This window comes from Lactiplantibacillus songbeiensis, assembly GCF_005405125.1.
GTDB lineage: Bacteria > Bacillota > Bacilli > Lactobacillales > Lactobacillaceae > Lactiplantibacillus > Lactiplantibacillus songbeiensis.
The window spans coordinates 1-24,906 of sequence record NZ_BJDL01000036.1; the positions used below are offsets into that span (position 1 = coordinate 1).

The window sequence follows — 24,906 nt, forward strand, 5'->3', positions numbered from 1 at the left end:
GTCACCGAACCAATGCCCTATATTTTTATCATGAATCGTTTATTTAATAACATTCTTATTGACAAGACGTAGAAAAAGACTTGCTCTCTTTTATAGCTAACATCCATGGCACAGTTGGCGCGGCGATTAACCGTGCAGATCGATAGGCCATCGCGGGGGTTAAGCAAGTCCGCCCAACATAACACCCATTTTCACGACTCAGTGCCAATACTAAGTCAGGCGCGGCTTTTTGACCGAACCAAATCGGGACCAATAACTGAATCTGACCGTGAAAGCTGTTCGGTACGGCCAAATTATAGTTCGCCGTCAGTCGCTTCTTCGTACTTTGCAGCGCCCCATTGAACAATTGCAAGACTATTTCACGATCCGTAGTTTGTTGCAAGATTCGTGGTAACTGACCGATATTTTTTTCGTCACCGAGAATGTGCTGCAAGTTCATACGCCAAGGCAATTGCGTGTCAAGAATAAAATCAGCCGGATCCGTTAAATAATTCATACGCTGAGGTAAGGCTTCAAAGCTTAATAATTCCGACGCATTGGCCGTTTTAAACCCTTTTAAATACCAAGCTTGAACAGCCTCTAATTCATTGCGTTTAAAATAAGCATAGATGGGCTCATCATATTGGGTGAATAGTCCTGTATTAAAGCAGCAGCACATCCCATAACTAGTTGTTGGAAGGTAAGTCTCAGCCGTTACTCGACCATGATTAACCGCAATCGCCAAATTTTCAAAGGTATAGCTGATATAATTTTTTAACACTTGATTTTGTGGTCCCCAATCTTCTGGCCGCACTAATGTCGCTAAATTTTGGATATGTTGATCCCAGGATGTCGTGTACGAATTGCCACACCAAGCAAAATCAAATAAGTTCGTCGTCATTTTTTGTGTCATTGAAATAGTCATCATTACGTCTCTCCTTTAGTGATTACCAGTTCGCCTTGGACCATTCCAAGTGCTTGTACCGGTAACTCAACTTGATGACTTCAGTATAGTGACCCTGATAGACAGCCAGTGTCCACCAAATGGGTAAAATAAAAAGCCGTATCAATTGATTACGACTTACAACTTTCCTTATTAGATTAGCCCTGCTGGCGATGTAATACTTGTTGCACCCACTTCTGCGAATACCCATACTTGCGCGCTAATTTTTGCTGATTGTGCCCATCAAATTCCGCAACGACTTTCGCGGCCGCTAATTGTCGATCATATAAATGGGTAGGAATTGTCATTTGCATACCTTTATATTGGTGGTAGATCTTTAACATCGCATCAACTCCAATCAAATCACTTAATCCGCGGTAGAATTGATGCAGGGCTCGAATATCGACCTCTTCTGTCATGAGTTAGTCACACTCCTTTTTTACTGATTATAATCAGTTCAACCGCCTTTCGATACCGCACTTATACTTGTGCTCTTACTTGAAAACAACCGGCTAAAGTGGCTTTAATTTTCAAACGTGCAGATTGACTGAACTTTGTTACACTGAACTTAACGTCTTACAATTTATACAGAAAGCAGTGGTTCATCTTGGCAGCAACAGATTTTAAAACTAGTGGTCAACGCCAACTCGCTATTTATCACGACTTGATCAATGAGAACCGGCTGAAAAAGGCCGAACTTGCAGCTGCTTACAATGTCACTCCGCGTTCAATTCAACGTGACATTAATGCCGTCAATGACTTTTTAACGACGATCAATGACCCTCGACAGATTAAGTACAATCCGACTTACAAAAGTTATGAGCTTCAGGTAGACACACCTACTAACGAAGTCACCGATAAGCACCAACTCGTTGCTCGCGATGTTCTGGCTATCGCCAAGATTGTCCTTGCCAGCCGTGCGTTTACGAAGTCGGAATTAGACGACTTATTAGATGGTCTGACCAACCTCATTCAGCCCACTAGTCGCAAAGCGGTCAAAAGCATCATCGGTGATGAAAAAATCTTTTACACGCCAGTTCATCATGGCCAGTCACTACTCAATTTACTGTGGTTTTTCAGTGATGCGATTCGTCATCAAACAACTATGACCATCACTTATCAACGGCGCGAAAACTTTGAAGTGACTCGAACGATTTTGCCAGAAGCGGTCATCTTTTCAGAATATTATTTCTATATTGCCTGCTACAACGCCAAGCATCAGACGACGTTGTTCTATCGCGCTGACCGGATTAAAACTTATCGTCCGAGCCAACCTAGTCAGCAGATTACGCGCAGTCGCAATGATCGCTTTAACGATGGCGAATTTCGCAAGCGTATCCAATTTATGTATCCCGGCAACATTCTAAAAGTACGATTCCAATTCTGGGGTATCGTGGAAGCAGCCTTAGATCGGTTTCCCACCGCGGAAGTCGTGCAACGGTATTTCGCCAATGACCAAGTTGAACCGTTTGACCCTAAAAATGACCATGAACGTTACCGTCAACCAGATCAGGGCGGCAGTGTCGTGATTGAGGCCGAAGTCCTGGGTGATTATGGCGTGATGATGTGGTTGTTGAGCCAGGGCGCTGCGGTTAAAGTGTTAGGACCGACTGACTTTGTTAAAAAAGTTAAGACTGAGTTAGCCAAAATGCACGCACGTTATGAGTAAACAAAAGACCATCCCAATAAACTGAGATGGCCTTATTTTATATTAGGGTTTAACCAAGTTAACATTCGGGTACTTTCCCTGCAAGTAATACCGGAAAGTCGCGACCGTATCAGGCTTCAAATGTATCTTAAAGTGCTCAAAATCATGATCAAAGAGTCGTTGATGATTGAATTCATCGAGACCGGATAAGTTCATCATCCCGCTGATCATCGCGGTCTGAACGATAAATAGTTGACTAATCTCAGCGACACTTAGCTTCGAAATTCGATCATGGATCACCGTTGCCAAACGTTCACTCGTCGCGTAAAAGCTCTGGCGATGAGTAATTGTCTGACTCATGTTCGCGCCCCGCTCTAAGATGGGGCCACGTAAGGCATTCAGCCGAACCAATAAACTATGGTGATCAATCAAGTTGCCAGTCTCTGTCAGCAGTAAGGTCAAAAAATCGGCTAAGTCAAAGCTTGGGCGCTGGTTAATCTGGATAATCAACTGGTCAAAGTACTGATGATAGCCATCCAGCAAGATCGTCATAAATAAGCTTTCTTTACTTTCAAAGTAATTAAACAACGTGCCCTTAGAGACGCCTGCCTGTTTCGCAATCGCAGCCATCGTAATCTTACCAAACGATTGCGTCTTAAAGAGCGCAAACGCCGCGTCGCCAATCCGTTGTGCGCGGTCTTGTTTTTGCTGTTGCGTCAAACTATTAACCATGCCGCACCTCCATTATCGCTTTTTTAGTCAAAAAAAGTGATCAACTTAGCTAAATTGACCACTAGTCATTTTTAAATTTAGCACGAAAGTTAACCGTCGTCAATCTTCTCGCTTGAGATCCATTACAAAAGTATTCACATCGCCCCGATACTTCGCAATCGAATACTCAACGGGCACATCCGCGACCGTCAACCCTTGCGTATGAAAGTAAAATAACGGTGCCCCCGTCGCCACGTTCAACAAATCAGCTGTCGTTTCATCGGCCGTTAGCACATCTAATCGCCGCCGAACGCGCGTCACACCCAAGCCCGCCTGCTTCAACGTTGCATATAACGACACTTGGGAAAAATCAACCGTGGCGGGGTCAACTAACACCGTGCTTGGCAAATAGCTGGTCAGTAAAACGATTGGCTGCTGATTGGCGTACCGTAACCGAACCAACTTATAAACTGGCGCGCTAACAGCTAGTTCCAGTTGTTCAGCAACTTCCGCGGTGGCTGTCTCCGCTTGAAACAAGAGTACTTTCGTCTGCGGCTTGAGGCCTTTACTTTGCATCTCATCATTGTATCCCTCGATGACTTGGGTAAAAGCTTGCGCGATCTTTTTTGATTTAACCATGGTGCCCCGGCGTTTGCGCTTTTCAAGCCAGCCTTGTTCGACTAGCGACTGAATCGCCTGACGCACGGTTGGCCGACTGACCTGATAATGCGCCATTAAGTCGACTTCTCTGGGAATCAAGGTTTGTGGCGGATAAGTCCCATCTTTAAGCTTCTTCAATAAATCCAATTCAATTTGTTTATGTTTCGCTAACTCAGTCATCCGACCGCCCCCTTCTGCATTTGTCATGATGTATCATCATAACATAAAACGGTCATCGCCTAAATGAAGCGATGACCTTGATTAACTATTGCGTAATTTTAGGGTATGGTCGGTCAATATCAATATGGTCAATATGATCCACCTGGAACCGTTCTTTTAAAGCTTCAATAATCTTAATCCCGGCACTACAGCCAATCCGGTCAGCCCCGGCTTGAATCATCGCCAAAAAGTCATCCGAGTTACGAATACCGCCCGCCGCTTTCACTTTAACGGTATCGCCGACCACTGACTTCATCAACTTTACATCCGCGACCGTTGCCCCACCAGTGCCAAAGCCGGTCGCGGTCTTAATAAAGTCAGGCCGAACTACCTTCGCAATCTCAGCAACTTTTCGAGTCTCGTCAGTCGTTAAATAACAATTCTCAAAGATAACTTTGCAAGGTACCCCGGCTTGACGACAAATTGCCACAATCCGGGTCATTTCATCCTTGATGTAATCATAATTACCATTCTTTAATTCGGTAATGTTAATCACATAATCAATTTCATTAGCGCCGTTTTTAATCGCATCTTGGGTATCGAATTCCTTGGATTCAATACTCGTCTGTCCGAGTGGAAAGCTGATGGCTGCCCCGGTATCAATATCGGTGCCTTGAAGTAATTCTGAACACAGCTTGGATTGAACTTGGTTAATCGCCACCATCTTAAAGTGATACTGCTTGGCTTCATCACAAAGTTTTTTCATATCAGCAGCCGAGGCATCGGCATGCAGGTTCGTATGGTCAATCATCCGTGAAAAATCATCAATTGTATAGGCTGGCATTTTAAAGACCTCCGTTTAATAAGTTATTACATATTAAATGATAGCGGTTTCTATCAGGCTTGTCAATGACCGAAAAAACGTGCAATTCAAATTTGAATTGCACGTTGTCTTAATCACTAGTAGGCAAATCCACGACTTCACTGAATAGCGCTAACGTTGCCAGTTGGTCAGTAGCTTTTAAGTGTTGCTCATACGCCATTGCCAGTTCAGGCTTCACTTCATTCGTCCCCGGAATAAAATGAATCGTTTCAGTGCCAGCAGCAACCGCCGTTTCGTAATACCACTTTTTATATTGCAGATACGCTAATGTTTGTTGTAAGTCGAGAATTTTGGTTTTCAGATTTTTTTCATGTGCTTGCAACAACTGATACCGCGTGGTTAGACTGGCATCACCTTGCAACCGTAGCTGAACAAACGTGGCAATCTCATTAACAGGTACTCCGGCATTTTTCAAGCACATAATCGTTTGCATCAAATGCAGATCATTGTCGGTAAATGTCCGACGCCCCGCGGTATCCCGCTTAACAAAAGGTAACAAGCCAGCTTTATCGTAATATCGCAGTGTATCAACGGTCACACTTAATTTTTCGGCCACTTGACCAATACTGTAACTCATTAGCTCACCTCATTTACCCTCAAAATACCACAATTCACTGCCGAACAGCTACTTTTTAGCTGCGGCAACTAACCCATCCAACCAGGCCTGATGACCATTTAACATTGGATTAGGGGTCTGCGTTGCCATCTCAGCGGCTGGTTGACCAAGTTGAGATTCTTGCGTTAACACCCGTACCCGCTGGCCTGGTAAAGCTTCAATCAGGAAAGCATGATACACGTCTAACGCGGTCTGCGCATCGCCAGTTTGCCAGCCGTGCCAACTCAAACGGGCGATGCGATCATCTTGAGGTGCAACTAGTTCCATCACTTGCGCCTCAATTGGAAAGCCGAATGTTTCAAAGCGGAACCGTTCACCTTGTTGTAACCGGGTAGTCTCTGTATCGGTCAAAACGATCTTGGCGGCATTATCGTAATAACCTGTCCACTGACTCGTATCGACCAGATAGGCCCAAACTTGGCTGACGGTCAAACCAGCAACAATGACTTCATTGGACACAAAATTATCAGTCGTTCCAGGTAAATAACGACTAGGCCAGTTAATTGATTGCATGATTAAATTCCTCCTAGAATTTCAAAACTGATTAGTTCTTAACAACTGCAATCAGCTTATAACCTGGAGCCAACTCCAGGTCAAGGATAAACCTTCAAAAAAACAGTTTAACGTTAAAATCAACGTTAAACCGCTAGTGATGACCTAATTTTTTTAATTTATTATTCGAGTCATTCTGTTCGTGGCGGTTTTAATATCAAGCGTGCAGGTACCAACACTAACTTAGGCTTATAGCTAGCCTTCCCCCAAAGGTTACCAACCGTTAACCAGCTTCTAATGACTCGTTTCGCCAACCAATCTTTAATAAGGCCTTGCTCATTGAAGCGGTGTTGCTGACGATTAAATTCCAAGCTAATTCCCCCTCGTATAATAGCTGTGCATTCATATTAAGTCTCTGGTTCACCGTTAGTATATCGAAAGCCAGCGTTTTAATTCAAGTTAGGACGCTTCTAACTTTTCAGAAAAAAACGCAGCTTGCCAATGACTTTACATCACTAGTAAACTGCGTTAATACCACCTTATGCCATGGTCATTGATTTTGCCAACCAAGTCTCATCTTGAGGGTCAGACGAGCCCCGTTGATCTTTATTTAAGCCAGCAATGGCAATCATTTCAGCCGCCGTCAATTTGAAATCAAAGACATCGATATTTTGTTCAATTCGATTCTGATGAATGGATTTAGGAATCACAATTTCACCACGTTGAATGTGCCAACGTAGAATCACTTGCGCCGTTGACTTATGATGGGCCGCCGCAATCTCGGCTAGTACCGGATTCGTCAAGACATCGCTCTTGCCTTGGCCGAGTGGACCCCAGGCTTCATGACGAATATCTAGATCATGCAACAAGGCATGCAAGGTCGTTTGTTGGAAGTATGGATGCGTTTCAATCTGATCCACCACCGGTACGACTTTAGCCGTAGTAAGTAGCTTTTCCAAATGGTTGGCTTCAAAGTTAGAGACCCCGATTGCTTTGATCAAACCATCGTGATACAAGTCTTCCATCGCCCGCCACTTTTCATTATAGCCAGCACTTGGCCAATGAATTAAGTACATATCCAGGTAATCCAGCTTTAAGCGTTTCAAACTAGCTTCAAAGGCCCGCTTAGTCTCGTCGTAAGTCGTCACATTATCCCATAATTTAGAGGTGACAAATAACTCTTCACGCTTAACGTCTGCATTCGCTAACGCGGTGCCCACGCCATCTTCATTATGATAGATTTTAGCGGTATCAAAGTGCCGATAGCCAGCTGCCAATGCCGCATTGATTGAATCAATTAACGTCTGATCATCAGCGACTTTAAAAACACCGAGTCCTAATTGGGGAATTTTAACGCCATTATTCAAAGTGATCGTTTCCATGTTTAATAGCCCTCTTTAATTTCAATTTGTCATTACATATTAAAGGATAACCTATTTCAACCTATTCAGCAAGTCAGCCGTTTACAGCTCAGCCTCAAGTTTATCAATAATGGCACGGACCTCGTCAGTCGTTTGCGTCTGCATCAAGTCGTTGCGAATCTCAGCGGCATGCCGCATCCCGCGCACGTAAATCTTAAAGAACCGTTGCAACGGTGCGAAGTGTCCTTGAATTCCCATGGCGACGAATTGGTCATAGAGATCAAGTTGATAACGTAATAGTTCCAACAATTCATGGGTCGAATGCTGCTGCGGTACTTTTTCAAAGGCATACGGATTCGTAAAGATGCCCCGGCCAATCATAATCCCGTCAACGCCGGGATGGGCTTGGGCCAATTTAAGTCCGGCTTGATAATCGGCAATATCGCCATTAATTTGTAACAAGGTGTCCGGTGCCAAAGTATCGCGCATCTGAATTAAATTATCGATTAATTCATAATGGGCGGGCACCTTACTCATCTCCGCACGTGTCCGCACATGTACGGTTAAGACCGGCACTTGTTCCTTTAAAAGGAACGGAATCCAAGTCTCGTATTCGTTCAAATCATCGAAACCTAACCGGGTCTTAACACTAACCGGCAAGTCCGACTGACGAGCGCCATCAATCACTTCCTTAGCGCGGTCAAAATGGCGAATCAAGTCACTACCACTATGATTCTTAATCACGGCCATATCAGGGCAGCCCATATTAATATCAATGGCTTCATAACCTTGACGTTGGACTTCCTGCGCCGCTTTGGTAAAGTCTTCACCACTATTACCCCAAAGCTGGACAATCGGTTTCGGCTGTTCATTAGGGTCAATATATAAGCGACCACGCGTGGTGAACTTGGCTTTCGGGTGAGTAATACTCAAGGCATTCGTAAATTCGGTATAAAAGTTATCGGGAGCGGCTGCGCGCATGACGACACGCCGAAAGACGGAACCGGTCACGGCTTCCATCGGGGCCAAACTAAAAAATGGCCGTTGCTCCTGTTGTGCTTGGGTGGCAATGCGTTGCCAGTAAGCTGACTGGACCACATCCATCATCTCCATTCAAAAATTAAGTTCATTAAGTCCGAGACTAGTTGATATTTGTCGCCTGCCGGTTGGTTGCTAAAATGCTGGAACGCCATGGGCCATTTTGAAGCCAAAAACGGTCTTCAAAACTGTCGTTGCCCTAAGCTCGAAAAAACCACCGGGCTTAGGGCAACGACACGGCTGAGCATTTTAGCAACCAACCTCTCGGCTAAGCGGCACGCATTAATTGAATGCTCACTAACCGATAAATAAACGCGATTTAACGCCGGGCGGGCCAGCATTGGCTCAGTGGTGTCGTTTGATTTAGTCGAGTGATTTTCTCGAGTTAGTCAAAGCCCGGCTTATGAGACGACCGCTTTGTGGCTCATAAACGCGGCCACCACGTTCCAGCCGATGCTGGGCCAACCAGAGTGACAACTATCAGTTAATTGCTAACAATCCAGTATACCAATTTTCAACTTTTAACTCAGCTAAAAAACAATCATAGTAACACTATAGCGAGTTTAGGCCCGTCAACGCAAGCATTCAGCCGCGGATCGACACAAAAATCGCGTGACTCAAATTTCGAGCCACGCGACCTAATAATTGCTAAATTAGTGAATCAACATCAATGCCCATAATAATAACCCAATCATCAAGGCAATATTTAAGAATTCAGTCCGTAAATCGCCGAGCTTAATCGAGCCAAACGACACGCCAGCACCAGCGTCCATGTATCGGAAGAAAATCCCACTCAACAAGATACCAATTACTAAGACTACCAAGAAAACTAAACTAGTCGCAATCATCAAACTCAACTCCTTAAAACGTATTTTAATCGGTCTCTCAAACCACGTTTATTGTGGACCAGCGTCCCCGGCCAATCAAGTTTTTCCGGCCAAAAAACGACCGATTTTAGCGATTTCTTATTAATAAATTGACCACCGCCAGACGCGACTAAAATCCGGTGTTAGAATAGAAATTAACTTAACAATCTTTCAACGAAAGCGGTGATGATTTTTGACGATTAATGATATCCAAGCCTACATTATGGTGTATGAATTGCGCCATATATCGAACGCGGCCGTTGAACTGCATATGTCGCAGTCTGAACTTTCAAAGCGGATGCGGGCCATTGAAAACGAGCTAAACATTCAACTCCTCAATACCTACAATAAGCGGCGCCTACAGATTACCCCCGCTGGTGAGACCTTTTATCACCACGCCTTAAAAATGATTGCTGACTATGAAGCTATGATGCAGGCGTTAGCGCCCAACCGACCATCAACACTTAGCCAACTGACTATCGGCGCTATTCCAGTCTCTAGCCAATATCATCTAGCACCCAAGATTGCGACCTTTAACAGTAACCACGCCGATGTCGCCTTAACGTTAATTGAAGACGAAGGTGATCACGTTTTAGCCCGTTTGTTAGCCGGTGAATTTCAAGCAGCGATTATTCGTGATACCCAGACGAGTGCGCTACAACCAACCGACTTTCAAAAGCAGCCCTTGTTAAGTGACGAACTCAAGATTATCTTGCCGGTTAACCACCCATTGGCTCAGCAACCGACCATTCGGCTACACGAGCTCGCTCATCAATCACTCGTCAGCTTGCCAGCTGGTTCCGGGGTCTATGAACTCATCATGTCGTTATTCGCACGTCAAAACTTGAAACCAACTATTTTCTTTGAAAGTACGCATATTGAAACATTAATGGCGACTTTAGCTAATAGTCAAAACGTGACGTTATTATTCAAACGCTCAGCAGCCCCCTTTATGAATGACCAATTCGTGATGCGCTCATTACCGATTCCAGTATTCAGCCAGTTGCAATTCGTTTATCCACAGCGCGCCGGTAGTCAGTTGATGACTGATCTAGTTAATTTTTTAACGGCTAGTGAACCAGAATAATTGCCCAAACAGCCCCGTTACCAATTGATGGCAACGGGGCTGTTCGATTAATCAAGTTGTTCTAAATAGACTTCAAAAACGTGTTGCATCATGCCAGCATCATCTTCAATACTAGCCTGTAAATAAGCGTCGTACATCGCCTGATCCGGAACCAAATTAAACTTGAACCCTTTTTCATAGGCCAACGCTAACGCCCAGACCCGTTGCGTGCGACCATTACCTTCCCGAAACGGATGCATATAATTGAAATCTGAAATTAACTGGCCAAGCCAGTGCGCCAATCGTGCTTTATCACCACGCCTCACCGTTGCCAGTTCCGCTAATTCACGATTTAATTCACCTTGGGCAACGCCAATAAACTGTGCCTCTAAAAATGACGTCTGGCCTTTCATCATATCGACATTGCGGTACTTACCAGCCCAAGCATAGAGTCCATCAAATAAGAAGCCGTGAATTTGTAACACATCATCAATACTTTCACCGCGAATTTGATAGCCATTCGGTAGTACGAAATGTCGTTTAGCGATAACCCGCTGACGATCAGTCGTCATTAAATACTCGGTTGCCGCTAATTCTTCTTCATCAGTAAGACCTAGTAGATTCTTCAAGGTACCATTTGGCTGCAAATAAGCCTGCCAAGCCGAATTATCCATTGGTCTTAACCCGTTTAGCTTGACGCACACGGGCTAAAGCTTCGGTAGGGTTAATCGGTTGCTTATGGTCTTCAGCAAAATATTGCACATCTTCGACAGTCGGCTGGTAACCTTCAAACATATTATTGGCGATGGCGCTAACCGTCGCTTCATAATTCGACTTAGTCGCAAACGGTACCCCCATAATCGTCAGTGCTTCTGGATCTCGTTCCAATTCAATCATTTGTTCTTCTCCTTTGAAACGTTGCAATTGCGCAAACGCTTCGTGACTGGCACCGATGACTTGCAGTAACTTTTTGGCAGCGCCGCTGGGGGTGAATCGACCACTCTCCCAGCCTTCCAAGGTGCGCACCGATACACCAAGTAGCGCCGCAAATTCTGGCCGCTTTATCTGATACCGTTGACGAATTGCTTTAACTTGATTCATGTCGAATCCCCCTCTTCGATCCTTGGCATTAGTATAACATAAAGGCTACGTAATTCACGTATTTAAAGCATCCAAAAAAGCATCGATCTTCATCGACGCTTTGCCTAACTAGCTCAATTCGATTGTCTGATGATTAATAATATCTTCCGCTTCGGTCATCAACTGCTGAATCACCGCAGCGGCTGGTTTTGCTTCTTTAATCAAGCCAGCAACAGCCCCACTAAAGATTACCCCATCAGTTGCGTCATCTTCATGCACCGCGCTCCGTAACCCAACACTCATTGCATCGTTAAAGGTCTCGCGTGACACCGGTTGGGCTTCCAACACACTCAGTTCTTCGGCTTTATGATTCATCAGCATGCGACTGGCATCCCGAATCGTGCTGCCAATGACAACTGTTGATGAATCCGTGGCCTCAACCACGGCTTGCCGCCATTGATCGCCAACCGGACTTTCTTGGGCAATTGAGAATAAGGTCCCACATTGAACCCCTTCAGCCCCAGCCACCATTGCGCTCACCATGCCACGACCATCACCAATCCCACCAGCCGCAATCAGCGGAATCGAAACAGCATCGGCAATTTGGGGCCACAAGACTTGAGACGTTAATGTGCCAATGTGGCCGCCGCCTTCCATGCCTTCCGCAATCACGGCATCGCAACCGAGGGCTTCCATCTTCTTAGCAATTTTAACGTTTGGCACTACTGGCAAAACTTTGACATGGGCTGCTTTTAGGTCTGCCATATAGTTCTTCGGCGTCCCCGCACCAGTTGTTACAATCGGTACTTTTTCATCAATAACGACTTGCACAATCGCTGGCGTATTCGGATCCATTAACATTAAGTTAACTGCAAACGGCTTATCTGTTAAGGTACGCGCCTTTTTGATGGCCGCCCGAACCTCTTCAGCCGTTTTACCGCCAGCGGCAATAATACCTAAGCCGCCACCGTTAGCGACCGCCGCCGCTAACTCGGCCGTGGCAACTTCCTGCATGGCACCTTGGACGATGGGATATTGGATTCCTAATAATTGCGTCACTCGATTCATGATTCGCATCTCCTAACTGGTTTTCGACTAAGTGAATCTTTTCACTATTAAGCATACGACAATTGTAACCGATTGCAATCCTTTTTTAGTGAATCTTTGTCTTAGCTAATAATCACAATCAGTAGCGATTAATTCTAGTGATTCGTTGAATTTACACGCTCAAATCAAGATATTAACAAAACAACAGTCCCAATGAGGCTTGCTCATCAGCACTGTTGTTTAATTAATTTGGTTGATTCAACTAACAAATGCCCGCAACTGGTGGTATTGGCGGTCATCACTAGTCAGTTCAACTCAAAACATACTTTATTTTAAATATTTTTTCCAATCTGGTACTTCTTTGAATTGGGCCCGTTCGAATTGGTCTTTCATATCAAATGGCACCGTGCCATCAATAACTAGCTTTGAACTCATGCCCTGGAAGCGGATTGATTTTGGATCATATTGTGGCCGTTCTGATGGGTCTAAGGGATGATTTCGCATGCCAGGCAAGACGATTAAGTCCTGATCCGCTTGAAAACGTGTATTCATCGTCCAGATAACATCATTCATATCGAAGATATCCACATCTTCATCCACCAAAATTACGATCTTTAATTCTTTAAATGCTGAAAACGCGAGTAAGGCCGCTTGTCGTTGAATCCCTTCATCGGCTTCATTTTCCTTATGAATCTGCATAATGGTCATCAACTTGCCACCACCAGCGGGCGGATTATACACGTTCAAGACCTTACCCGGAATTGCGCGGTCGACTAATTGCAAGATGCTGGCTTCAGTTGGAATCCCAGCCATGCTGACGTGCTCTTCAGAAGGTCCAATGACACTTTGCATGATGGCCTGTTCACGATGGGTAACGGCGGTAACTTTGATCACTTGCAACGCTGGATTGGCATCGCCATCATAACCCGGAAATTCTGGCATCGCTTTGCCGGTATGCGTGTTGATATCTTCTTGAATCCGTTCGTTCGGCATGATATAGCCTTCCAACGTATATTCAGACCGGGCAATTGCCTTTTCATCGACAGTTACCCCATCAACTAATTGGACGGCCTGTTGCCGAATCGCCCCGGCTACACCGAGTTCGTTATACCCAAATGGCGTGGTCGGTGGCTCAAAAGTGGCTCCAATGGTGACAGCGGGATCTAACCCGATATTAATCGTAATCGGCATTGGCTTGTTAGCAGCTTCATATTCAGCCGCAAACGCCCCGATATGCCGACCACCAGGCATGATATAAATACCTAATTTATCTTTATCTTCCAACACCATCCGATGAATCGTCACATCGCTCTTGGACTTATCCATATTCGACCCAAAGACCACCCCGACCGTAATATATGGCCCAGCATCTTGGGGCGTATTGGTTGGCGCTGCCACTAACTTCCGAATATCAAAGTCAGCATCCGTCGCCTTGTGGATAACTTCATGCGCAGGCGCGTCTGCTTCAGTGACCGTCACTGGCGCGATCGGATTTGAAACCGATTCATTCAAGAATTGGCCCAACGTTTGGTAATCATGATGGAACATCTTACCAACCCGGCGCCGACTCGCCATCAACCCCATTAAAACCCGGGTATCCGGAAAGCCTTTCACATTATTAAACATCATCGCTGGCCCTTCTTGCGTCGGTCGCTGCACCGTACCACCGGCACCAATGTAACGATAAACTCCAGAAAGTTCAGCATTTGGATCAACGGACACATCAGTTTCGTGATACTGCTTCGGATCAGCCTTAAGCTCATCAAGTACCCGACGTAAGTCCCATGGTTGTTCAGCCATCAATGATCATCTCCTTTAAAATTTACAAGTTTATCATACGGCTTGGCGGGGGTGGGGTTCAATTCGAAAACGGCGGGTTTGTTATTCTTGGATGGAATAACAGAGTGTGAACGAGGACGGGTTGATGGCGAGCATTGCCTAGTATCCAGCATTACTCGGCGAACTTCCGAGTAGTGCTGGATGCGTAGCAAGCGGAGTCATCAGTCCGAGTGAACACGTTTCAGCACTAAAAATAACAAAAAGAGCCCCCAAAAACTTATCCACCAAAACAAAAAACAGACCAATCAGCCAATCTCCCCAAAAATCCTGCTACTATTTAATAATCTAAACTAACGAAATCCCCATAGTTATGCACTTATACCCCGACTTACGCACAGTTTACCCACTCAAAGTGATTAACTAGACCAAAAATAAAAGTTATCCACCGGTGGACAACTAAAAAGCACTGATTTGACTGGAAGTTATCCACAGTTTTTCCAGTCAAATCAGTGCTGATGCCATTTTATTCACTTTTACCGCGACCCGTTTGGAACGATTCCCAGCCTTCACTGGCAATAAAATAGACTAAGACTAGTGCCGCCACCGAATCGGCCCACCACCAATTAAGTAGGCTCGTGAGGACCGCGCCAATCAGCACCGTTCCGGCCATATAAGCACAAGTAATATTGCACATGCCATCTTCCACTAGCGCTGGTGATTGTAGCGCGTGACCTAGTTGACGTTTCCGCCAAGCTAATAACGGCATCAAGATTAGCGATGCCACCGCAATCGCCATCCCCATCGGACTTTCATTGGCAACTTGATGGGTGAATAAGTTAAATAAGGAGACTGCAGTCACATAGATCGATAGTCCTAACAAAACCGTACCGACAATTAAAGATGACCGTTGTTCCGCGCGCTCAATCTCAACTTGCGGCGCGCCCAGTGCTTCTTTGCGTAAGCGCCAAATGAGCGTGCCCCCAGCAATAATTTCCAGAAAACTATCCAGCCCGAACGCAATCAACAGAATTGAGCCCGCTTGTAGTCCCGCGGTTAAACCGACTGCAAATTCAAAAACCATCCAACCAGTCGAAAAATACTCTGTTCGCATACTTTGTTTCACTAAAGTGGTTTTATTCGCCATGTCGCGCCCCCCGAATTACATGATCCGCATGAGCTAACATCTCGTTAATCACATCTAAAATATGCGGATCATCTAATTGATAATAACTCGCCTTCCCGACCTTATGCGCACTCACCAGCTGATGCTGCCGCAATAACGCTAATTGGTGGGAGACGACAGATTGTTCCACGTCCAATAACGTGCCGAGTTCACTCACGTTGAGCGCTTGTTGTTCCAAAACGTACAGTAACTGTAAGCGAATCGGATTACTGAGTAATTTAAAAATGCGGTCCGATTCCTGTAACTGCCGCGTTGAAATTAATTGTGGTTTATTAATCATATGTTACTCCTTTCATATGTTGATAATAACATATGAAAAATTAAAGTAAAGAAAAATTGATTCAATCTAAATGATCAAATCAATTTTTAGTCACTTTTAACGATTTTTTCGGGCTTGTTTCACTAGCTGAGCCGCGTGAAATAAATTCAAAATCGCGGTAATCAGCAACCCCGCCGTCAAGGTTGTTTTCAATAATGGTTTCAGTCGCATCATAATCACTTCCTGGGTCGTCAGTGTACCGCTAAACTTATTGGTAACCTAGTTTGAAGACTTATTATCCTGCTGTTTAAGCCAATCATTTAGCCCATAACCGAGCGTAAAAAGTAGGGTTAGCACAACCCAAGCCGCTAGTAATACCCCTAGCACAAGACCTAATAGTTGCCAGCGTAATCCAGCATCTGCGACTACCCAATCATGCCACAAACCGTTTAAAACGGGGCGGCCCATTAGTAGATTGATTGGGATACTGATGATGGCAAAACCAATACTGATTTGAATCCAGTTCTTAGCCGCGACCATCGCTTTTTTAATCGTTTGCACCATAACCTTCACCTATACCCATTCTTTTCATTTTTAAACTATCCCCTACCATTAAAGATAGCACACTCATTAGTAACCTCAATAAGAGGTCCCATAAACTTCCCCAGTAAAGTGACTATTCCGATAACGGCGTGCAAGCTGTTTGGACGTAAAATAATGTTCATACGCCCAAGTCCCACAACTACTAGTCTGGCTTAGTATCGTCACCGATTGCTTCGCCAACTGCTGCTGACTGACTTTAAAATCCCAGCCAGTGCCTAACGATTGGTTCCAACCACGCACATTCAACCAATTCACCCCGCTCATTACCCATTGCCGCGCGACCGCCCACGTTGGATGGTGGGCCAGCTGGTTAGGATTTAAATCCATGACACGTTGATGGACCTGCAACCGATGATGATAGGTAGTCCCGCTTTGCCGTTCAACAGTTTGAAACTGATGGGCTTTGAAAGTCACCGTATCATAACCCTCGTTATCATCATAGTGATACCAAGTTCGTTGCAAGTTTCCCGGTAATTCCGCTAATGTCTGCGTCGTCACAGCCGCGCTCGACCGTCTCGTAATTGAACTCAATAACAAGACAACGATCGCTAGCACCAACAACCCAGCATTCAGTTTACACCGCATCAAATCATCCCCCCGCTATCAGTATAGCTTTAGGTTCATTTAAATCAACTTGATATCTCAGTTAATCCATCAAGAAAAAGGCAAGCAACCGTTAATCAGCTGCTTGCCTTAAAAATAACTATTCTCAATCTAGCCAACGCTCTATTTAACCGGCGTCAATCCATGTAGTAAAACTTCGACCGCTTCTTGACTAGCCTTCGCCGCATCAAAATCAGCGGTCGGTGCAAAGAACACTTGTGGCACCACATAACTACCAAGAATCCCAACCATATACTGGATAATTCGCATATTCGACCAGTCAACTAATTCACCACGATCTTTGAATTGCTGTAGTACTGCGCCGATTTGCCCATTCATAACCGTTTGAAGCTTCGTCGACAAGGTAACAATCAACTTAGGCTCACGAATGACTTCTTGCACAAAGACTTTAATTTGTTGTCGATTTTCAATTGCGAACGTCATCCGATCCTGGATGGCATATTGCATAAACGATCTTAAATCACCTAAATTATTGTTTTTTAGTTCATCAAAAAATTCGGATGCCACCATTGGGGCCACATGATCTAAGACGGGCGCCACAATCGCTTTTAAAATACCTTCCTTAGTCTTAAATTGCTTAAAAACCGTTCCTTCTGAGACACCCGCAGCCTTAGCAATTTCACTCGTGCTCGTCCGATCAAAGCCTTGCTCAGCAAACAGATTCAGACTCACTTGTAAGACGGCCTGTTGCTTGGCCGATAAATCAGATTCACGTAGCGTCTTCTTAAATAAGGTTTCAACATTATTGACTTGCATTTAAATCCCTCGCGTTCATTTTTCACCTTTACCAAGTATACGGCATGCAATCAATCACGCCAACCACGCACCATTGATTAAACTTAAACTTTCCGATAACGTTTCAGCCCCACGATGTTGAGGAACGTCAAGACAACTAAGAAGATTAACAAGATACCGATATCAAACCCTAAATCAAAGATGGACGTCCCCCGCATGATGATATCGGTAACCGCATCACCAGCATATTTGATGGGGATAATGTACGAAATATCCTTGACCCAAGCAGCCATTGAATCCAAAGGAATGATCCCAGAGAAGAAGATTTGCGGCACAATAACCAACGGAATAAACTGCATCATCTGAAATTCGGAGTTGGCAAACGTCGACAATAAGATTCCGAAAGCTAACGCTACTAACGCTAGAATCAAGTTAATCACGATCACACTCGCCATATTGCCGACGACCTCGATACCGAGTAACCAGACCGTCACGACAACGATTAGAATCGTTTGAATAATCGCTAAAATGCCGTAACTCAACATATACCCAAAAACAATCGAAGACCGGCTAACCGGCGTGGCTAATAACCGATCCAACGTCCCAGTGGTCCGTTCTTTTAATAAGGCCATCCCAGAAATCAGGAAGACGAAGAAGAACACGAAAAAGCCCATTAAGATTGGTAACATCTTAGCGAAATACCCCGTATCCTTATCGCCGTAAACGTAATGGTTCGTAATCTTCGGTGACTGTTGACTAGTCGACTTAGTTGCAGTCGTAGTAGACGTTGCTTTGGTGGAAATAGCTTGTTTGGCCGCAACCACACGACCACTAGCCTTGGCCGTGGCCGCTGCCTGTTGCTTTTGAAGCGCTTGTAGCTGGGCTTGTAGCTTAACTGTTACTTTTGTACTCTGCTTTAAAGCTGACTTCAACTGACTAATACTCGTGGCCGTCAATGCGTTCTTAAACGCTAGTTTGACAGTTGCGGTCTTCGTTGAGTCGGTATTTGCGTACATTAAGCTGTAATTACTGCCGTTCTTCTTAACGATGGCATCAATACTTTCCTTGTCCAACGCCTTTTTAGCAGCACTTTTCGTGTCATATTTTTTAACAGTGACATGCTTGATATCAGCCATTTGCTTATTCAGCTTATGGCTGACGGAAACCGTGCCGACCGTCACATCAGTTGCTGAGTTGGTGTTAAAAATCACACTCATGAGTAACATAATTAAAATGGGTGCGATAAACATTAAGGCTAACGTTCGCTTGTCACGGAAAAGTTCCTTCAGCACCCGATTCATAATTCCAATTGTTCGCATTAGTCAACACCCTCCGCCTTTAAAAAGACATCTTCAATCGTTGTTACTTGATATGACTGCTTTAATGCGACTGGCGTATCAAACGCCATCACTTTGCCATCCAATAACAAGGCGACCCGACCACATAGTTCCGCTTCATCCATCACATGGGTCGTAATTAAAATACTACGACCTTCATCCCGAATTCGATCAAGTTCGGCCCAAATTTGTCGCCGTAATGCGGGATCAATCCCTACAGTCGGTTCATCTAAAATCAATAAGTCGGGCTTACCCATTAACGCAATTGCTAAGGATAGCCGGCGCATCATCCCACCAGAATAACCTGAAACTCGTCTATTCAAATCCTCTGTTAAATCAACGACTTTCGCCACATAGTCAACTTCTTGATTAATGTCACCCCTGGCGATGCCTTTCATCAAACCGTAAAATTTTAAATTTTCGCGACCAGATAAGGCATCATATAAGGCATCCGTTTGTGCCATATAACCGATTCGACCAAGTAGCTCACGATTAGGCATCGTCGCATTGAAGACTTTAGCTGAACCGCCACTAGCCACTTCCATGCCTAATGTCACCTTAATAACGGTCGATTTACCAGCTCCCGATGGTCCAATTAACCCCACGATTTCACCTGGGTTAACGGTTAAATTAATATCTTTTAGCACTGGCTGATCGCCAAATTTTTTAGCCAGATGTTGTAAATCAATCATTGCTTGACCCATAATGTTGCCTCCTCGTATAAGTTCAATCTATTTAATTTAATTGACTAGTAAGTGAGTAGTTACTTACTTAACAAAACCTATTATAGTGAGTTCTCACTCATTGTCAATCTTTTTTATCAGTTATTACTTTTAAGCTTAGCAAAAAGCAGTGACTAAGCGCGCCACTGCCGGGACTTAGTTACTGTTCATAAATAAAATATTTATAGTTACTATTCCAATCCTACTATTAATCCTAAAATAATCGACTTGGTCTTCATTGAATATTACTCCTTCTAATAATTTCCACGCCTATTGCCGCTTATCATCGGCCATAAACATAGTATTTATTAGTTCGATTCGTCAGTCGTTTAAAGTTTAATTTGTTATTCTTAAAAAGCTCGACATAATAACCGCTGTATTTACCATACTTTAAATAGGTGTAATGCCCACTTCCTGGCACAACCCACCCCAGTAAGTATTGGTCATTTTCATAAAAAGCCTTTTTCACCGTTTTAGTCGAATGTGCCTGAACAGTGACATGTTTGTGAGGCCCATGCACGCGATAAAAGCTAATTTCACCATCTAAGCCGTGCGAATCAACATAGAGTTGCGTAAAGTAATAACGATAGGCCTGATTAGTCGTATTCTTTAGTTTTACACTAATCGGCAACATAACTTTGTTAAGCGCGTATCGCCGATCTTGCTTACCAACCGAAAGCTTCATATATGACCGCGCCCGTTGTGTCGGGGTCAGGCTACCATAATTAACCGTTTTGGCCCGAACTACCTGCGAGCTCAACCCAATCAGGCTAATGCCAAGTACTAGGCCAATACTAATGCCGCCAAACGTCATTTCAGATGATCTCCTTTTGCTGTCTGAATCGTCAAATTAACCCAACGCCGGGAATAGCCATACTTATTAGCTAATGCCTGGGCATTGTGATGCGGTGCTTGCTGTAAGATTCGTTGTGCGACCAAGGCACTGTCATAGAGATGCGCCGGAATTGAAATTCGCATACCTTGATAAGTCTGGAAAAATTGTAACGTGGCTGTCGGACCAATTAACGCACTCATTTCCCGTAACAACGGATGCCAGCAGTCTTGATTGGCTAAGTCTTCCTCCAAAAAGAACCCCTCCTGCATCGTTTTATAAATATAATTATAATCAGTTGGGATAAGCACTGCTAGTCACTTAAGACTGGTTAAGTTCCTTGCGTTTGGCCGAAAAAAAGCCTGCCAAACTGGCAGACTTTCCGACTAACTAAGTTTTAATTTTTAGAACCAATGCCGAATTAAAGCGCCGGTACCTAATGTAAGAAAGGCAACTAACCCACCCATCAAACTTAATGCTTGATGGCTAGCTTTAGATTCATTGGTTTGTGGTAACTTTTGATTATTCGCAACGGCTTGGGCATGGTCCGTACTAGTGGCCGTTGGGGTTGCTTTAGTCGTCACCTTCTTAGCGCTAGATGGCTTAGTAGCTGCCCGATTAGCATCGGTCGCTTCACTCGTCGTCTTTGCAGATGATGACTTCGTTGAACTGCTGCTTTCAGATGGTGTTACGGCTTCATTCTTGTCATCAGTTGATGACACATCGCTGGATGAACTAGAGTTGTTAGAACTTGAACTGTTGGAATTCGAGCCATCTGAACTTGAACCATTGGAACTTGAACCATTGGAACTTGAACTACTAGAACTTGAGCTTTCAGAAGAACTATTCTCATCAGGATTTACATTCGTATCTGTATCAGGTTCTTCAGGTTCAGGGAACTCTTTATCATACCCATCATCCGGATCGATAATCCCAGTATCGCCATCTTCATCTGGTTCTTCTTCAGTATTATCATCTGGATCGTCTGGATTGCCGTCCTCATCAGTCCCGGGCTCTTCACCAGTACCAGACCCGTTATTACCATTAGAAGAATTGGACGAGACATTGCCATTAGCTTCTTCTTTATTTGGGCCGCCGTTAGTGCCGTCACCCCAAGTCATAACTGCTTTATTTTTAAACTTATATCCAGAAGTAATTAGGTCCTTATCCGTAACCTCAGTATAATAATCAATCACGATTAAATTGCTGACAGTATCTTTAAATGCCAGGTCAAAACCTTTACTGGTATAAGTAATATCATAAGCACTACTATCAATTTTGTCTTTACGCTTGTATGATCCTGAGTCAGTCCACTCACCATCATAAATATTGAAATCTTTAACTAAAGTCTGATTAGCACCAATCGTGTCACTAATTTTCAGATTAGGCATATCAATTTGTTGACGATCAACTAGAATCGTCCATTTGACAGTACCGTTTTCCTGAAGTGTCCCTTTTTTAGACATATTAGCTTCATCTGGAATAATATTGATTACCGAACTGTTATTATCATTAAAAATAACGTCTTTTTCGCCCACATCCGTACCTCGATACTTTGTGGCCAGATTTAGCGTCATTGAATCATTGGTTTTTCCAACTAATGCGTCATTCATGGTAATGACAACTTCATTTTTCTTTTTATCTGAGACCTGAGCATGACCGATGACGGTGCCATCTTTATCAGTGACCTCAAAAACATCATTTTCTGTGCGTGGCATTAAATTATCTGGCAACTTCAAGGTCACAGTGTCGCCTTCACTTAAAGCTGTCTCACCAAAGTTTAAATGATACTGTAATTTAATCGTGTCATTATGTTTAAAATCTGGTCCATTAGTGACTGTCGCAGAAGTAATGAACTCATTCGCATCATGATTAGTAGCGGCCTTCGCCGATAATAGAAATTGACTTGTACATAATAAGATAACAAAACTAATAATACCTAGCATCCAACGCCAAACTACCCGTTGTTTTTGCATGTAAATTCCCCTCCATAAGACATATTCTAATGAAAGTATACGTTAACCAATTAGTCGATACAATAGGACTTGGACGAATAGTTAGGGAAAGTTCTATTTGGTTCTAGTTATAAACAAAAAAGAGCTGCTCAAGCTAACTGACTTGAACAACTCTGCCTTAAAACGGCTTATGCCTGATTAACCACTTCTGTGTACCCATTTTTGATTAACTGTTGCTTGAACCAAGTGTCAAACATCAAGCCAAACCACACCGCCCCAGCAATATTAACGATTCGGCTGAGCACATCGCCTAAGATAAGTTGTGCCAAAATATTAACAACGATTAATAATACAAATGGCACGGCTGCTTTAGTTCCAAACCCGGGTGTCTTATATTTCGAACTCAACACCGCATAGAACCAAGTGAACAAGAATCCTAACCAATTAAATGACCCTTTAACAACCTTTCGATCAACTTGACCATCGACTGTCTTAACCATGACCGTATCTTTAGTGACCCGATGACTAAAATCAAACAATGCTGCAAAATCCATATGAATCTCCTCCAAATTTTAAATTAATCCTTTTAACCGTCTCATGCTTTACCAGCCAATACCCGGGCGACCCAGCGTTGAGAATAACCATAGTAATGGGCCAATTCGGCTTGGTTATGCCCGTTGAAGCGGCGCCGAATCTGCTCGGCGGCCAGTTCGCGATTATACAAATGCAGTGGTAACGTCATTTGACTGCCTTTGTAATAATCGAAAACGGCCCACATGCCTTCCTCACCCACTAACGTCACTAATTTTTGATAAAAAGGCTGTAATGCACTTTGATCCACTGACTCCCGCAAACACCCTCACCTCCTAAGTTAAATTTATAAGAACGTGGCGGTCTTTGATAGCTGACTAATGCATGTCACCCTACATGGCACTGCCCTAGTCACCTTCCTTAAACTCGTCAGTCGTTGGCTTTAACACCCGCCGCACCCAACGCTCCGAATAACCATACGTCCGCGCGAGCTCACGAACATTATGAGTTCGCGCTTCTAGGCGAATAATGGGAACCAGCTTCGTTCGATCATATAGATGGGTTGGAAACGTCACCTGGATGCCCCGTTGCTGGTTAAATATTTTTTCAACATTTTCCGGGCCAACGATTTCATACAGGTCGGCATAGATACTGTTTAAGGCTGCTACTTTGATTGGCATAATCACTAGTCACTCCTCTTGTATTTGATGACTTTAGTTTAGCAAGTGGGGGTGTCACTCAGTGTCCAGCTAATCATTGAATTTAGGGTATATAAAAAGCCGTTACCGTTAAGTAACGACTGGACACTTAATTAGTGCGACAGGCTTAATTGGGACAGTTGGTTGGTAATCGCATCTAGATTGTTTCAATTTCTATTTAGTCCTAAAATTTTCGTATTTCTACCACGCTCCACTTAAAGTTGGTAATCAGAGCTAACTCGCTTCGTCCATCCCTTGATTTCTTTACTATCTAAATCTCGTACATACATGAATTTGTCGCCCTCACGTGTTCGTGTAACAACTTTTGACTTAAATACCTGTAATCGATCCTGACCATTATTAATGTAATCATTAGTGACAATCTTCGCTTTATATTGCGTATAATTTGGAGCCGTCATCACCGGTGAGTTAGCCAGGTAGTATTCCCAGTTCCAGTCAAAATCAGATTGCATCTGTGCTACTGTAGTCGTTTGTGCGTGCTTTATCCCACCACTAAACTTGTTTAGTTTTTTACCACCGTATACGTAACCACGATACTTACCATTCATCGTCACAACCCGATAATATATCGAACCATCGGCAGCGAGTCGATATCCATAGGCACGGAAATAATAACGAGATCCTTTATAGGTGTCATTCCGATGGTCATGTGACAGATAATAAGCGCGATCTTTTAGCGTGTAGGTTCCCATTCGTTTCATGATTGACCGTGAAAGAATCGTTTTTGCACTCTTATCACGCTCTGGCTTAGTAAATAAGCCATATTTACCAGTTGTTTCTACATTTCTTTTTGGACCACTTGTTTTCAGCTCTGTATATGGTCCGAATTGCCCTTCTGCATGTACCGTCTCATTAGTAAAAATTATACCTGACATCATTCCAATGGTAATCATGCTAGTTAAAACTACTTTGTTATTCTTCATCTTTTTCTCCTTATGACAAATACCCTTCAACCATTTCTTCGCAGTATATCACAGAATTACTATAATGTATTTTATATTTTTCCTCAATTGTCAAATCAAGTGCAACACTAAGAATCTATTCTTAGAAGTGGTCTAGTTGCTAAGCTAGTTCAGGC

The 24,906-nt window shown here is 43.8% G+C and carries 30 protein-coding genes; 2 read left to right on the top strand and 28 right to left on the bottom strand.

Annotation, left to right across the window (positions count from 1 at the left end):
* Positions 1 to 55: 55 nt before the first annotated feature.
* Positions 56 to 907: a DUF3825 domain-containing protein gene (locus FFM77_RS12995; protein ID WP_137636200.1), complete on the bottom strand. Its 852-nt coding sequence runs from the start codon at positions 905 to 907 to the stop codon at positions 56 to 58.
* Positions 908 to 1,080: 173 nt separating this feature from the next.
* Entirely contained in the window at positions 1,081 to 1,341 is a 261-nt protein-coding gene (locus tag FFM77_RS13000; RefSeq protein ID WP_137636201.1) for a Mor transcription activator family protein, read from the bottom strand.
* Between the two features lie 188 nt (positions 1,342 to 1,529).
* Between FFM77_RS13000 and FFM77_RS13005 the strand changes: the two genes are divergently transcribed.
* Positions 1,530 to 2,591 (top strand): helix-turn-helix transcriptional regulator, encoded by a 1,062-nt coding sequence (locus FFM77_RS13005; protein WP_137636202.1) that lies wholly within the window; start codon positions 1,530 to 1,532, stop codon positions 2,589 to 2,591.
* A 42-nt stretch (positions 2,592 to 2,633) separates the two neighbouring features.
* On the opposite strand, the gene FFM77_RS13010 is transcribed toward FFM77_RS13005, so the two are convergent.
* The 8 genes from FFM77_RS13010 to FFM77_RS13045 all read right to left on the bottom strand — a co-directional run bounded on the left by FFM77_RS13010 (position 2,634) and on the right by FFM77_RS13045 (position 9,338).
* Entirely contained in the window at positions 2,634 to 3,302 is a 669-nt protein-coding gene (locus FFM77_RS13010; RefSeq protein WP_137636203.1) for a TetR/AcrR family transcriptional regulator, read from the bottom strand.
* A 99-nt stretch (positions 3,303 to 3,401) separates the two neighbouring features.
* The gene (locus FFM77_RS13015) at positions 3,402 to 4,148 is read right to left on the bottom strand and encodes a GntR family transcriptional regulator (protein ID WP_379893360.1); all 747 of its coding nucleotides are present in this window, start codon (positions 4,146 to 4,148) and stop codon (positions 3,402 to 3,404) included.
* Between the two features lie 58 nt (positions 4,149 to 4,206).
* Positions 4,207 to 4,944 carry a deoxyribose-phosphate aldolase gene (deoC, locus tag FFM77_RS13020; protein ID WP_137636204.1) on the bottom strand — a complete coding sequence of 246 codons (738 nt, stop codon included), beginning with the start codon at positions 4,942 to 4,944 and terminating at the stop codon, positions 4,207 to 4,209.
* A gap of 109 nt (positions 4,945 to 5,053) precedes the next feature.
* Entirely contained in the window at positions 5,054 to 5,560 is a 507-nt protein-coding gene (locus FFM77_RS13025; RefSeq protein ID WP_137636205.1) for a MerR family transcriptional regulator, read from the bottom strand.
* Positions 5,561 to 5,608: 48 nt separating this feature from the next.
* The gene (locus FFM77_RS13030) at positions 5,609 to 6,112 is read right to left on the bottom strand and encodes an SRPBCC family protein (protein WP_137636206.1); all 504 of its coding nucleotides are present in this window, start codon (positions 6,110 to 6,112) and stop codon (positions 5,609 to 5,611) included.
* A gap of 518 nt (positions 6,113 to 6,630) precedes the next feature.
* Positions 6,631 to 7,473, bottom strand: coding sequence for an aldo/keto reductase (locus FFM77_RS13035; protein WP_137636207.1), 843 nt, complete (start codon positions 7,471 to 7,473; stop codon positions 6,631 to 6,633).
* A gap of 81 nt (positions 7,474 to 7,554) precedes the next feature.
* The gene (locus FFM77_RS13040) at positions 7,555 to 8,550 is read right to left on the bottom strand and encodes a tRNA dihydrouridine synthase (RefSeq protein WP_137636228.1); all 996 of its coding nucleotides are present in this window, start codon (positions 8,548 to 8,550) and stop codon (positions 7,555 to 7,557) included.
* 593 nt (positions 8,551 to 9,143) lie between these two features.
* Positions 9,144 to 9,338, bottom strand: coding sequence for a hypothetical protein (locus tag FFM77_RS13045; protein WP_137636208.1), 195 nt, complete (start codon positions 9,336 to 9,338; stop codon positions 9,144 to 9,146).
* Between the two features lie 211 nt (positions 9,339 to 9,549).
* Between FFM77_RS13045 and FFM77_RS13050 the strand changes: the two genes are divergently transcribed.
* Positions 9,550 to 10,443 (top strand): LysR family transcriptional regulator, encoded by an 894-nt coding sequence (locus tag FFM77_RS13050; RefSeq protein WP_137636209.1) that lies wholly within the window; start codon positions 9,550 to 9,552, stop codon positions 10,441 to 10,443.
* A 47-nt stretch (positions 10,444 to 10,490) separates the two neighbouring features.
* Here FFM77_RS13050 and FFM77_RS13055 read toward each other — a convergent pair whose 3' ends face one another.
* The 18 genes from FFM77_RS13055 to FFM77_RS13140 form a co-directional block, all read right to left on the bottom strand.
* Positions 10,491 to 11,096, bottom strand: a complete 606-nt coding sequence (locus FFM77_RS13055) for a Fic/DOC family protein (RefSeq protein WP_137636210.1) — start codon at positions 11,094 to 11,096, stop codon at positions 10,491 to 10,493.
* On the bottom strand, positions 11,089 to 11,523 hold the full coding sequence (locus FFM77_RS14100; RefSeq protein WP_179951421.1) for a helix-turn-helix domain-containing protein: 435 nt from the start codon (positions 11,521 to 11,523) through the stop codon (positions 11,089 to 11,091). Before FFM77_RS14100 ends, FFM77_RS13055 begins: the two co-directional genes overlap by 8 nt.
* 108 nt (positions 11,524 to 11,631) lie before the next feature.
* Complete coding sequence (locus tag FFM77_RS13065) at positions 11,632 to 12,570, bottom strand: nitronate monooxygenase (RefSeq protein ID WP_137636211.1); 939 nt, start codon at positions 12,568 to 12,570, stop codon at positions 11,632 to 11,634.
* Positions 12,571 to 12,876: 306 nt separating this feature from the next.
* On the bottom strand, positions 12,877 to 14,349 hold the full coding sequence (locus FFM77_RS13070; RefSeq protein WP_137636212.1) for a UbiD family decarboxylase: 1,473 nt from the start codon (positions 14,347 to 14,349) through the stop codon (positions 12,877 to 12,879).
* A gap of 502 nt (positions 14,350 to 14,851) precedes the next feature.
* Positions 14,852 to 15,472 (bottom strand): cation efflux transmembrane domain-containing protein, encoded by a 621-nt coding sequence (locus tag FFM77_RS13075; RefSeq protein ID WP_137636213.1) that lies wholly within the window; start codon positions 15,470 to 15,472, stop codon positions 14,852 to 14,854.
* A complete protein-coding gene (locus FFM77_RS13080; protein ID WP_137636214.1) occupies positions 15,462 to 15,791 on the bottom strand; it encodes an ArsR/SmtB family transcription factor in 330 nt (109 codons plus the stop codon). The genes FFM77_RS13075 and FFM77_RS13080 overlap by 11 nt, the downstream gene beginning before the upstream one ends.
* A gap of 258 nt (positions 15,792 to 16,049) precedes the next feature.
* The gene (locus tag FFM77_RS13085; protein ID WP_137636215.1) at positions 16,050 to 16,331 is read right to left on the bottom strand and encodes a hypothetical protein; all 282 of its coding nucleotides are present in this window, start codon (positions 16,329 to 16,331) and stop codon (positions 16,050 to 16,052) included.
* A 78-nt stretch (positions 16,332 to 16,409) separates the two neighbouring features.
* Positions 16,410 to 16,958: a hypothetical protein gene (locus FFM77_RS13090; RefSeq protein WP_137636216.1), complete on the bottom strand. Its 549-nt coding sequence runs from the start codon at positions 16,956 to 16,958 to the stop codon at positions 16,410 to 16,412.
* Positions 16,959 to 17,099: 141 nt separating this feature from the next.
* Positions 17,100 to 17,753 (bottom strand): TetR/AcrR family transcriptional regulator, encoded by a 654-nt coding sequence (locus tag FFM77_RS13095; RefSeq protein WP_137636217.1) that lies wholly within the window; start codon positions 17,751 to 17,753, stop codon positions 17,100 to 17,102.
* 83 nt (positions 17,754 to 17,836) lie between these two features.
* On the bottom strand, positions 17,837 to 19,051 hold the full coding sequence (locus FFM77_RS13100; RefSeq protein ID WP_137636218.1) for an ABC transporter permease: 1,215 nt from the start codon (positions 19,049 to 19,051) through the stop codon (positions 17,837 to 17,839).
* Positions 19,051 to 19,773: an ABC transporter ATP-binding protein gene (locus tag FFM77_RS13105; protein ID WP_137636219.1), complete on the bottom strand. Its 723-nt coding sequence runs from the start codon at positions 19,771 to 19,773 to the stop codon at positions 19,051 to 19,053. The genes FFM77_RS13100 and FFM77_RS13105 overlap by 1 nt, the downstream gene beginning before the upstream one ends.
* 301 nt (positions 19,774 to 20,074) lie before the next feature.
* Positions 20,075 to 20,605 carry a hypothetical protein gene (locus tag FFM77_RS13110; RefSeq protein ID WP_137636220.1) on the bottom strand — a complete coding sequence of 177 codons (531 nt, stop codon included), beginning with the start codon at positions 20,603 to 20,605 and terminating at the stop codon, positions 20,075 to 20,077.
* Positions 20,602 to 20,877, bottom strand: coding sequence for a hypothetical protein (locus FFM77_RS13115; RefSeq protein WP_137636221.1), 276 nt, complete (start codon positions 20,875 to 20,877; stop codon positions 20,602 to 20,604). Before FFM77_RS13115 ends, FFM77_RS13110 begins: the two co-directional genes overlap by 4 nt.
* Before the next feature lie 150 nt (positions 20,878 to 21,027).
* The gene (locus FFM77_RS13120) at positions 21,028 to 22,599 is read right to left on the bottom strand and encodes a collagen binding domain-containing protein (protein ID WP_137636222.1); all 1,572 of its coding nucleotides are present in this window, start codon (positions 22,597 to 22,599) and stop codon (positions 21,028 to 21,030) included.
* Positions 22,600 to 22,766: 167 nt separating this feature from the next.
* Entirely contained in the window at positions 22,767 to 23,132 is a 366-nt protein-coding gene (locus FFM77_RS13125; RefSeq protein ID WP_137636223.1) for a hypothetical protein, read from the bottom strand.
* Positions 23,133 to 23,173: 41 nt separating this feature from the next.
* Complete coding sequence (locus tag FFM77_RS13130; RefSeq protein ID WP_137636224.1) at positions 23,174 to 23,431, bottom strand: Mor transcription activator family protein; 258 nt, start codon at positions 23,429 to 23,431, stop codon at positions 23,174 to 23,176.
* A gap of 85 nt (positions 23,432 to 23,516) precedes the next feature.
* A complete protein-coding gene (locus FFM77_RS13135; protein WP_137636225.1) occupies positions 23,517 to 23,789 on the bottom strand; it encodes a Mor transcription activator family protein in 273 nt (90 codons plus the stop codon).
* Positions 23,790 to 24,022: 233 nt separating this feature from the next.
* Positions 24,023 to 24,751, bottom strand: coding sequence for a hypothetical protein (locus FFM77_RS13140; RefSeq protein ID WP_137636226.1), 729 nt, complete (start codon positions 24,749 to 24,751; stop codon positions 24,023 to 24,025).
* Positions 24,752 to 24,906: the final 155 nt, after the last annotated feature.

Excerpts from the sequence above, each read along its gene's own strand:
- FFM77_RS12995 (WP_137636200.1), bottom strand. The coding sequence starts at position 907 with ATGATGACTATTTCAATGACACAAAAAATGACGACGAACTTATTTGAT.
- FFM77_RS13000 (WP_137636201.1), bottom strand. The coding sequence starts at position 1,341 with ATGACAGAAGAGGTCGATATTCGAGCCCTGCATCAATTCTACCGCGGA.
- FFM77_RS13010 (WP_137636203.1), bottom strand. The coding sequence starts at position 3,302 with ATGGTTAATAGTTTGACGCAACAGCAAAAACAAGACCGCGCACAACGG.
- FFM77_RS13015 (WP_379893360.1), bottom strand. The coding sequence starts at position 4,148 with ATGACAAATGCAGAAGGGGGCGGTCGGATGACTGAGTTAGCGAAACAT.
- deoC (WP_137636204.1), bottom strand. The coding sequence starts at position 4,944 with ATGCCAGCCTATACAATTGATGATTTTTCACGGATGATTGACCATACG.
- FFM77_RS13025 (WP_137636205.1), bottom strand. The coding sequence starts at position 5,560 with ATGAGTTACAGTATTGGTCAAGTGGCCGAAAAATTAAGTGTGACCGTT.
- FFM77_RS13030 (WP_137636206.1), bottom strand. The coding sequence starts at position 6,112 with ATGCAATCAATTAACTGGCCTAGTCGTTATTTACCTGGAACGACTGAT.
- FFM77_RS13035 (WP_137636207.1), bottom strand. The coding sequence starts at position 7,473 with ATGGAAACGATCACTTTGAATAATGGCGTTAAAATTCCCCAATTAGGA.
- FFM77_RS13045 (WP_137636208.1), bottom strand. The coding sequence starts at position 9,338 with ATGATTGCGACTAGTTTAGTTTTCTTGGTAGTCTTAGTAATTGGTATC.
- FFM77_RS13055 (WP_137636210.1), bottom strand. The coding sequence starts at position 11,096 with ATGGATAATTCGGCTTGGCAGGCTTATTTGCAGCCAAATGGTACCTTG.
- FFM77_RS14100 (WP_179951421.1), bottom strand. The coding sequence starts at position 11,523 with ATGAATCAAGTTAAAGCAATTCGTCAACGGTATCAGATAAAGCGGCCA.
- FFM77_RS13065 (WP_137636211.1), bottom strand. The coding sequence starts at position 12,570 with ATGAATCGAGTGACGCAATTATTAGGAATCCAATATCCCATCGTCCAA.
- FFM77_RS13070 (WP_137636212.1), bottom strand. The coding sequence starts at position 14,349 with ATGGCTGAACAACCATGGGACTTACGTCGGGTACTTGATGAGCTTAAG.
- FFM77_RS13075 (WP_137636213.1), bottom strand. The coding sequence starts at position 15,472 with ATGGCGAATAAAACCACTTTAGTGAAACAAAGTATGCGAACAGAGTAT.
- FFM77_RS13080 (WP_137636214.1), bottom strand. The coding sequence starts at position 15,791 with ATGATTAATAAACCACAATTAATTTCAACGCGGCAGTTACAGGAATCG.
- FFM77_RS13090 (WP_137636216.1), bottom strand. The coding sequence starts at position 16,958 with ATGCGGTGTAAACTGAATGCTGGGTTGTTGGTGCTAGCGATCGTTGTC.
- FFM77_RS13095 (WP_137636217.1), bottom strand. The coding sequence starts at position 17,753 with ATGCAAGTCAATAATGTTGAAACCTTATTTAAGAAGACGCTACGTGAA.
- FFM77_RS13100 (WP_137636218.1), bottom strand. The coding sequence starts at position 19,051 with ATGCGAACAATTGGAATTATGAATCGGGTGCTGAAGGAACTTTTCCGT.
- FFM77_RS13105 (WP_137636219.1), bottom strand. The coding sequence starts at position 19,773 with ATGGGTCAAGCAATGATTGATTTACAACATCTGGCTAAAAAATTTGGC.
- FFM77_RS13110 (WP_137636220.1), bottom strand. The coding sequence starts at position 20,605 with ATGACGTTTGGCGGCATTAGTATTGGCCTAGTACTTGGCATTAGCCTG.
- FFM77_RS13120 (WP_137636222.1), bottom strand. The coding sequence starts at position 22,599 with ATGCAAAAACAACGGGTAGTTTGGCGTTGGATGCTAGGTATTATTAGT.
- FFM77_RS13125 (WP_137636223.1), bottom strand. The coding sequence starts at position 23,132 with ATGGATTTTGCAGCATTGTTTGATTTTAGTCATCGGGTCACTAAAGAT.
- FFM77_RS13135 (WP_137636225.1), bottom strand. The coding sequence starts at position 23,789 with ATGCCAATCAAAGTAGCAGCCTTAAACAGTATCTATGCCGACCTGTAT.
- FFM77_RS13140 (WP_137636226.1), bottom strand. The coding sequence starts at position 24,751 with ATGAAGAATAACAAAGTAGTTTTAACTAGCATGATTACCATTGGAATG.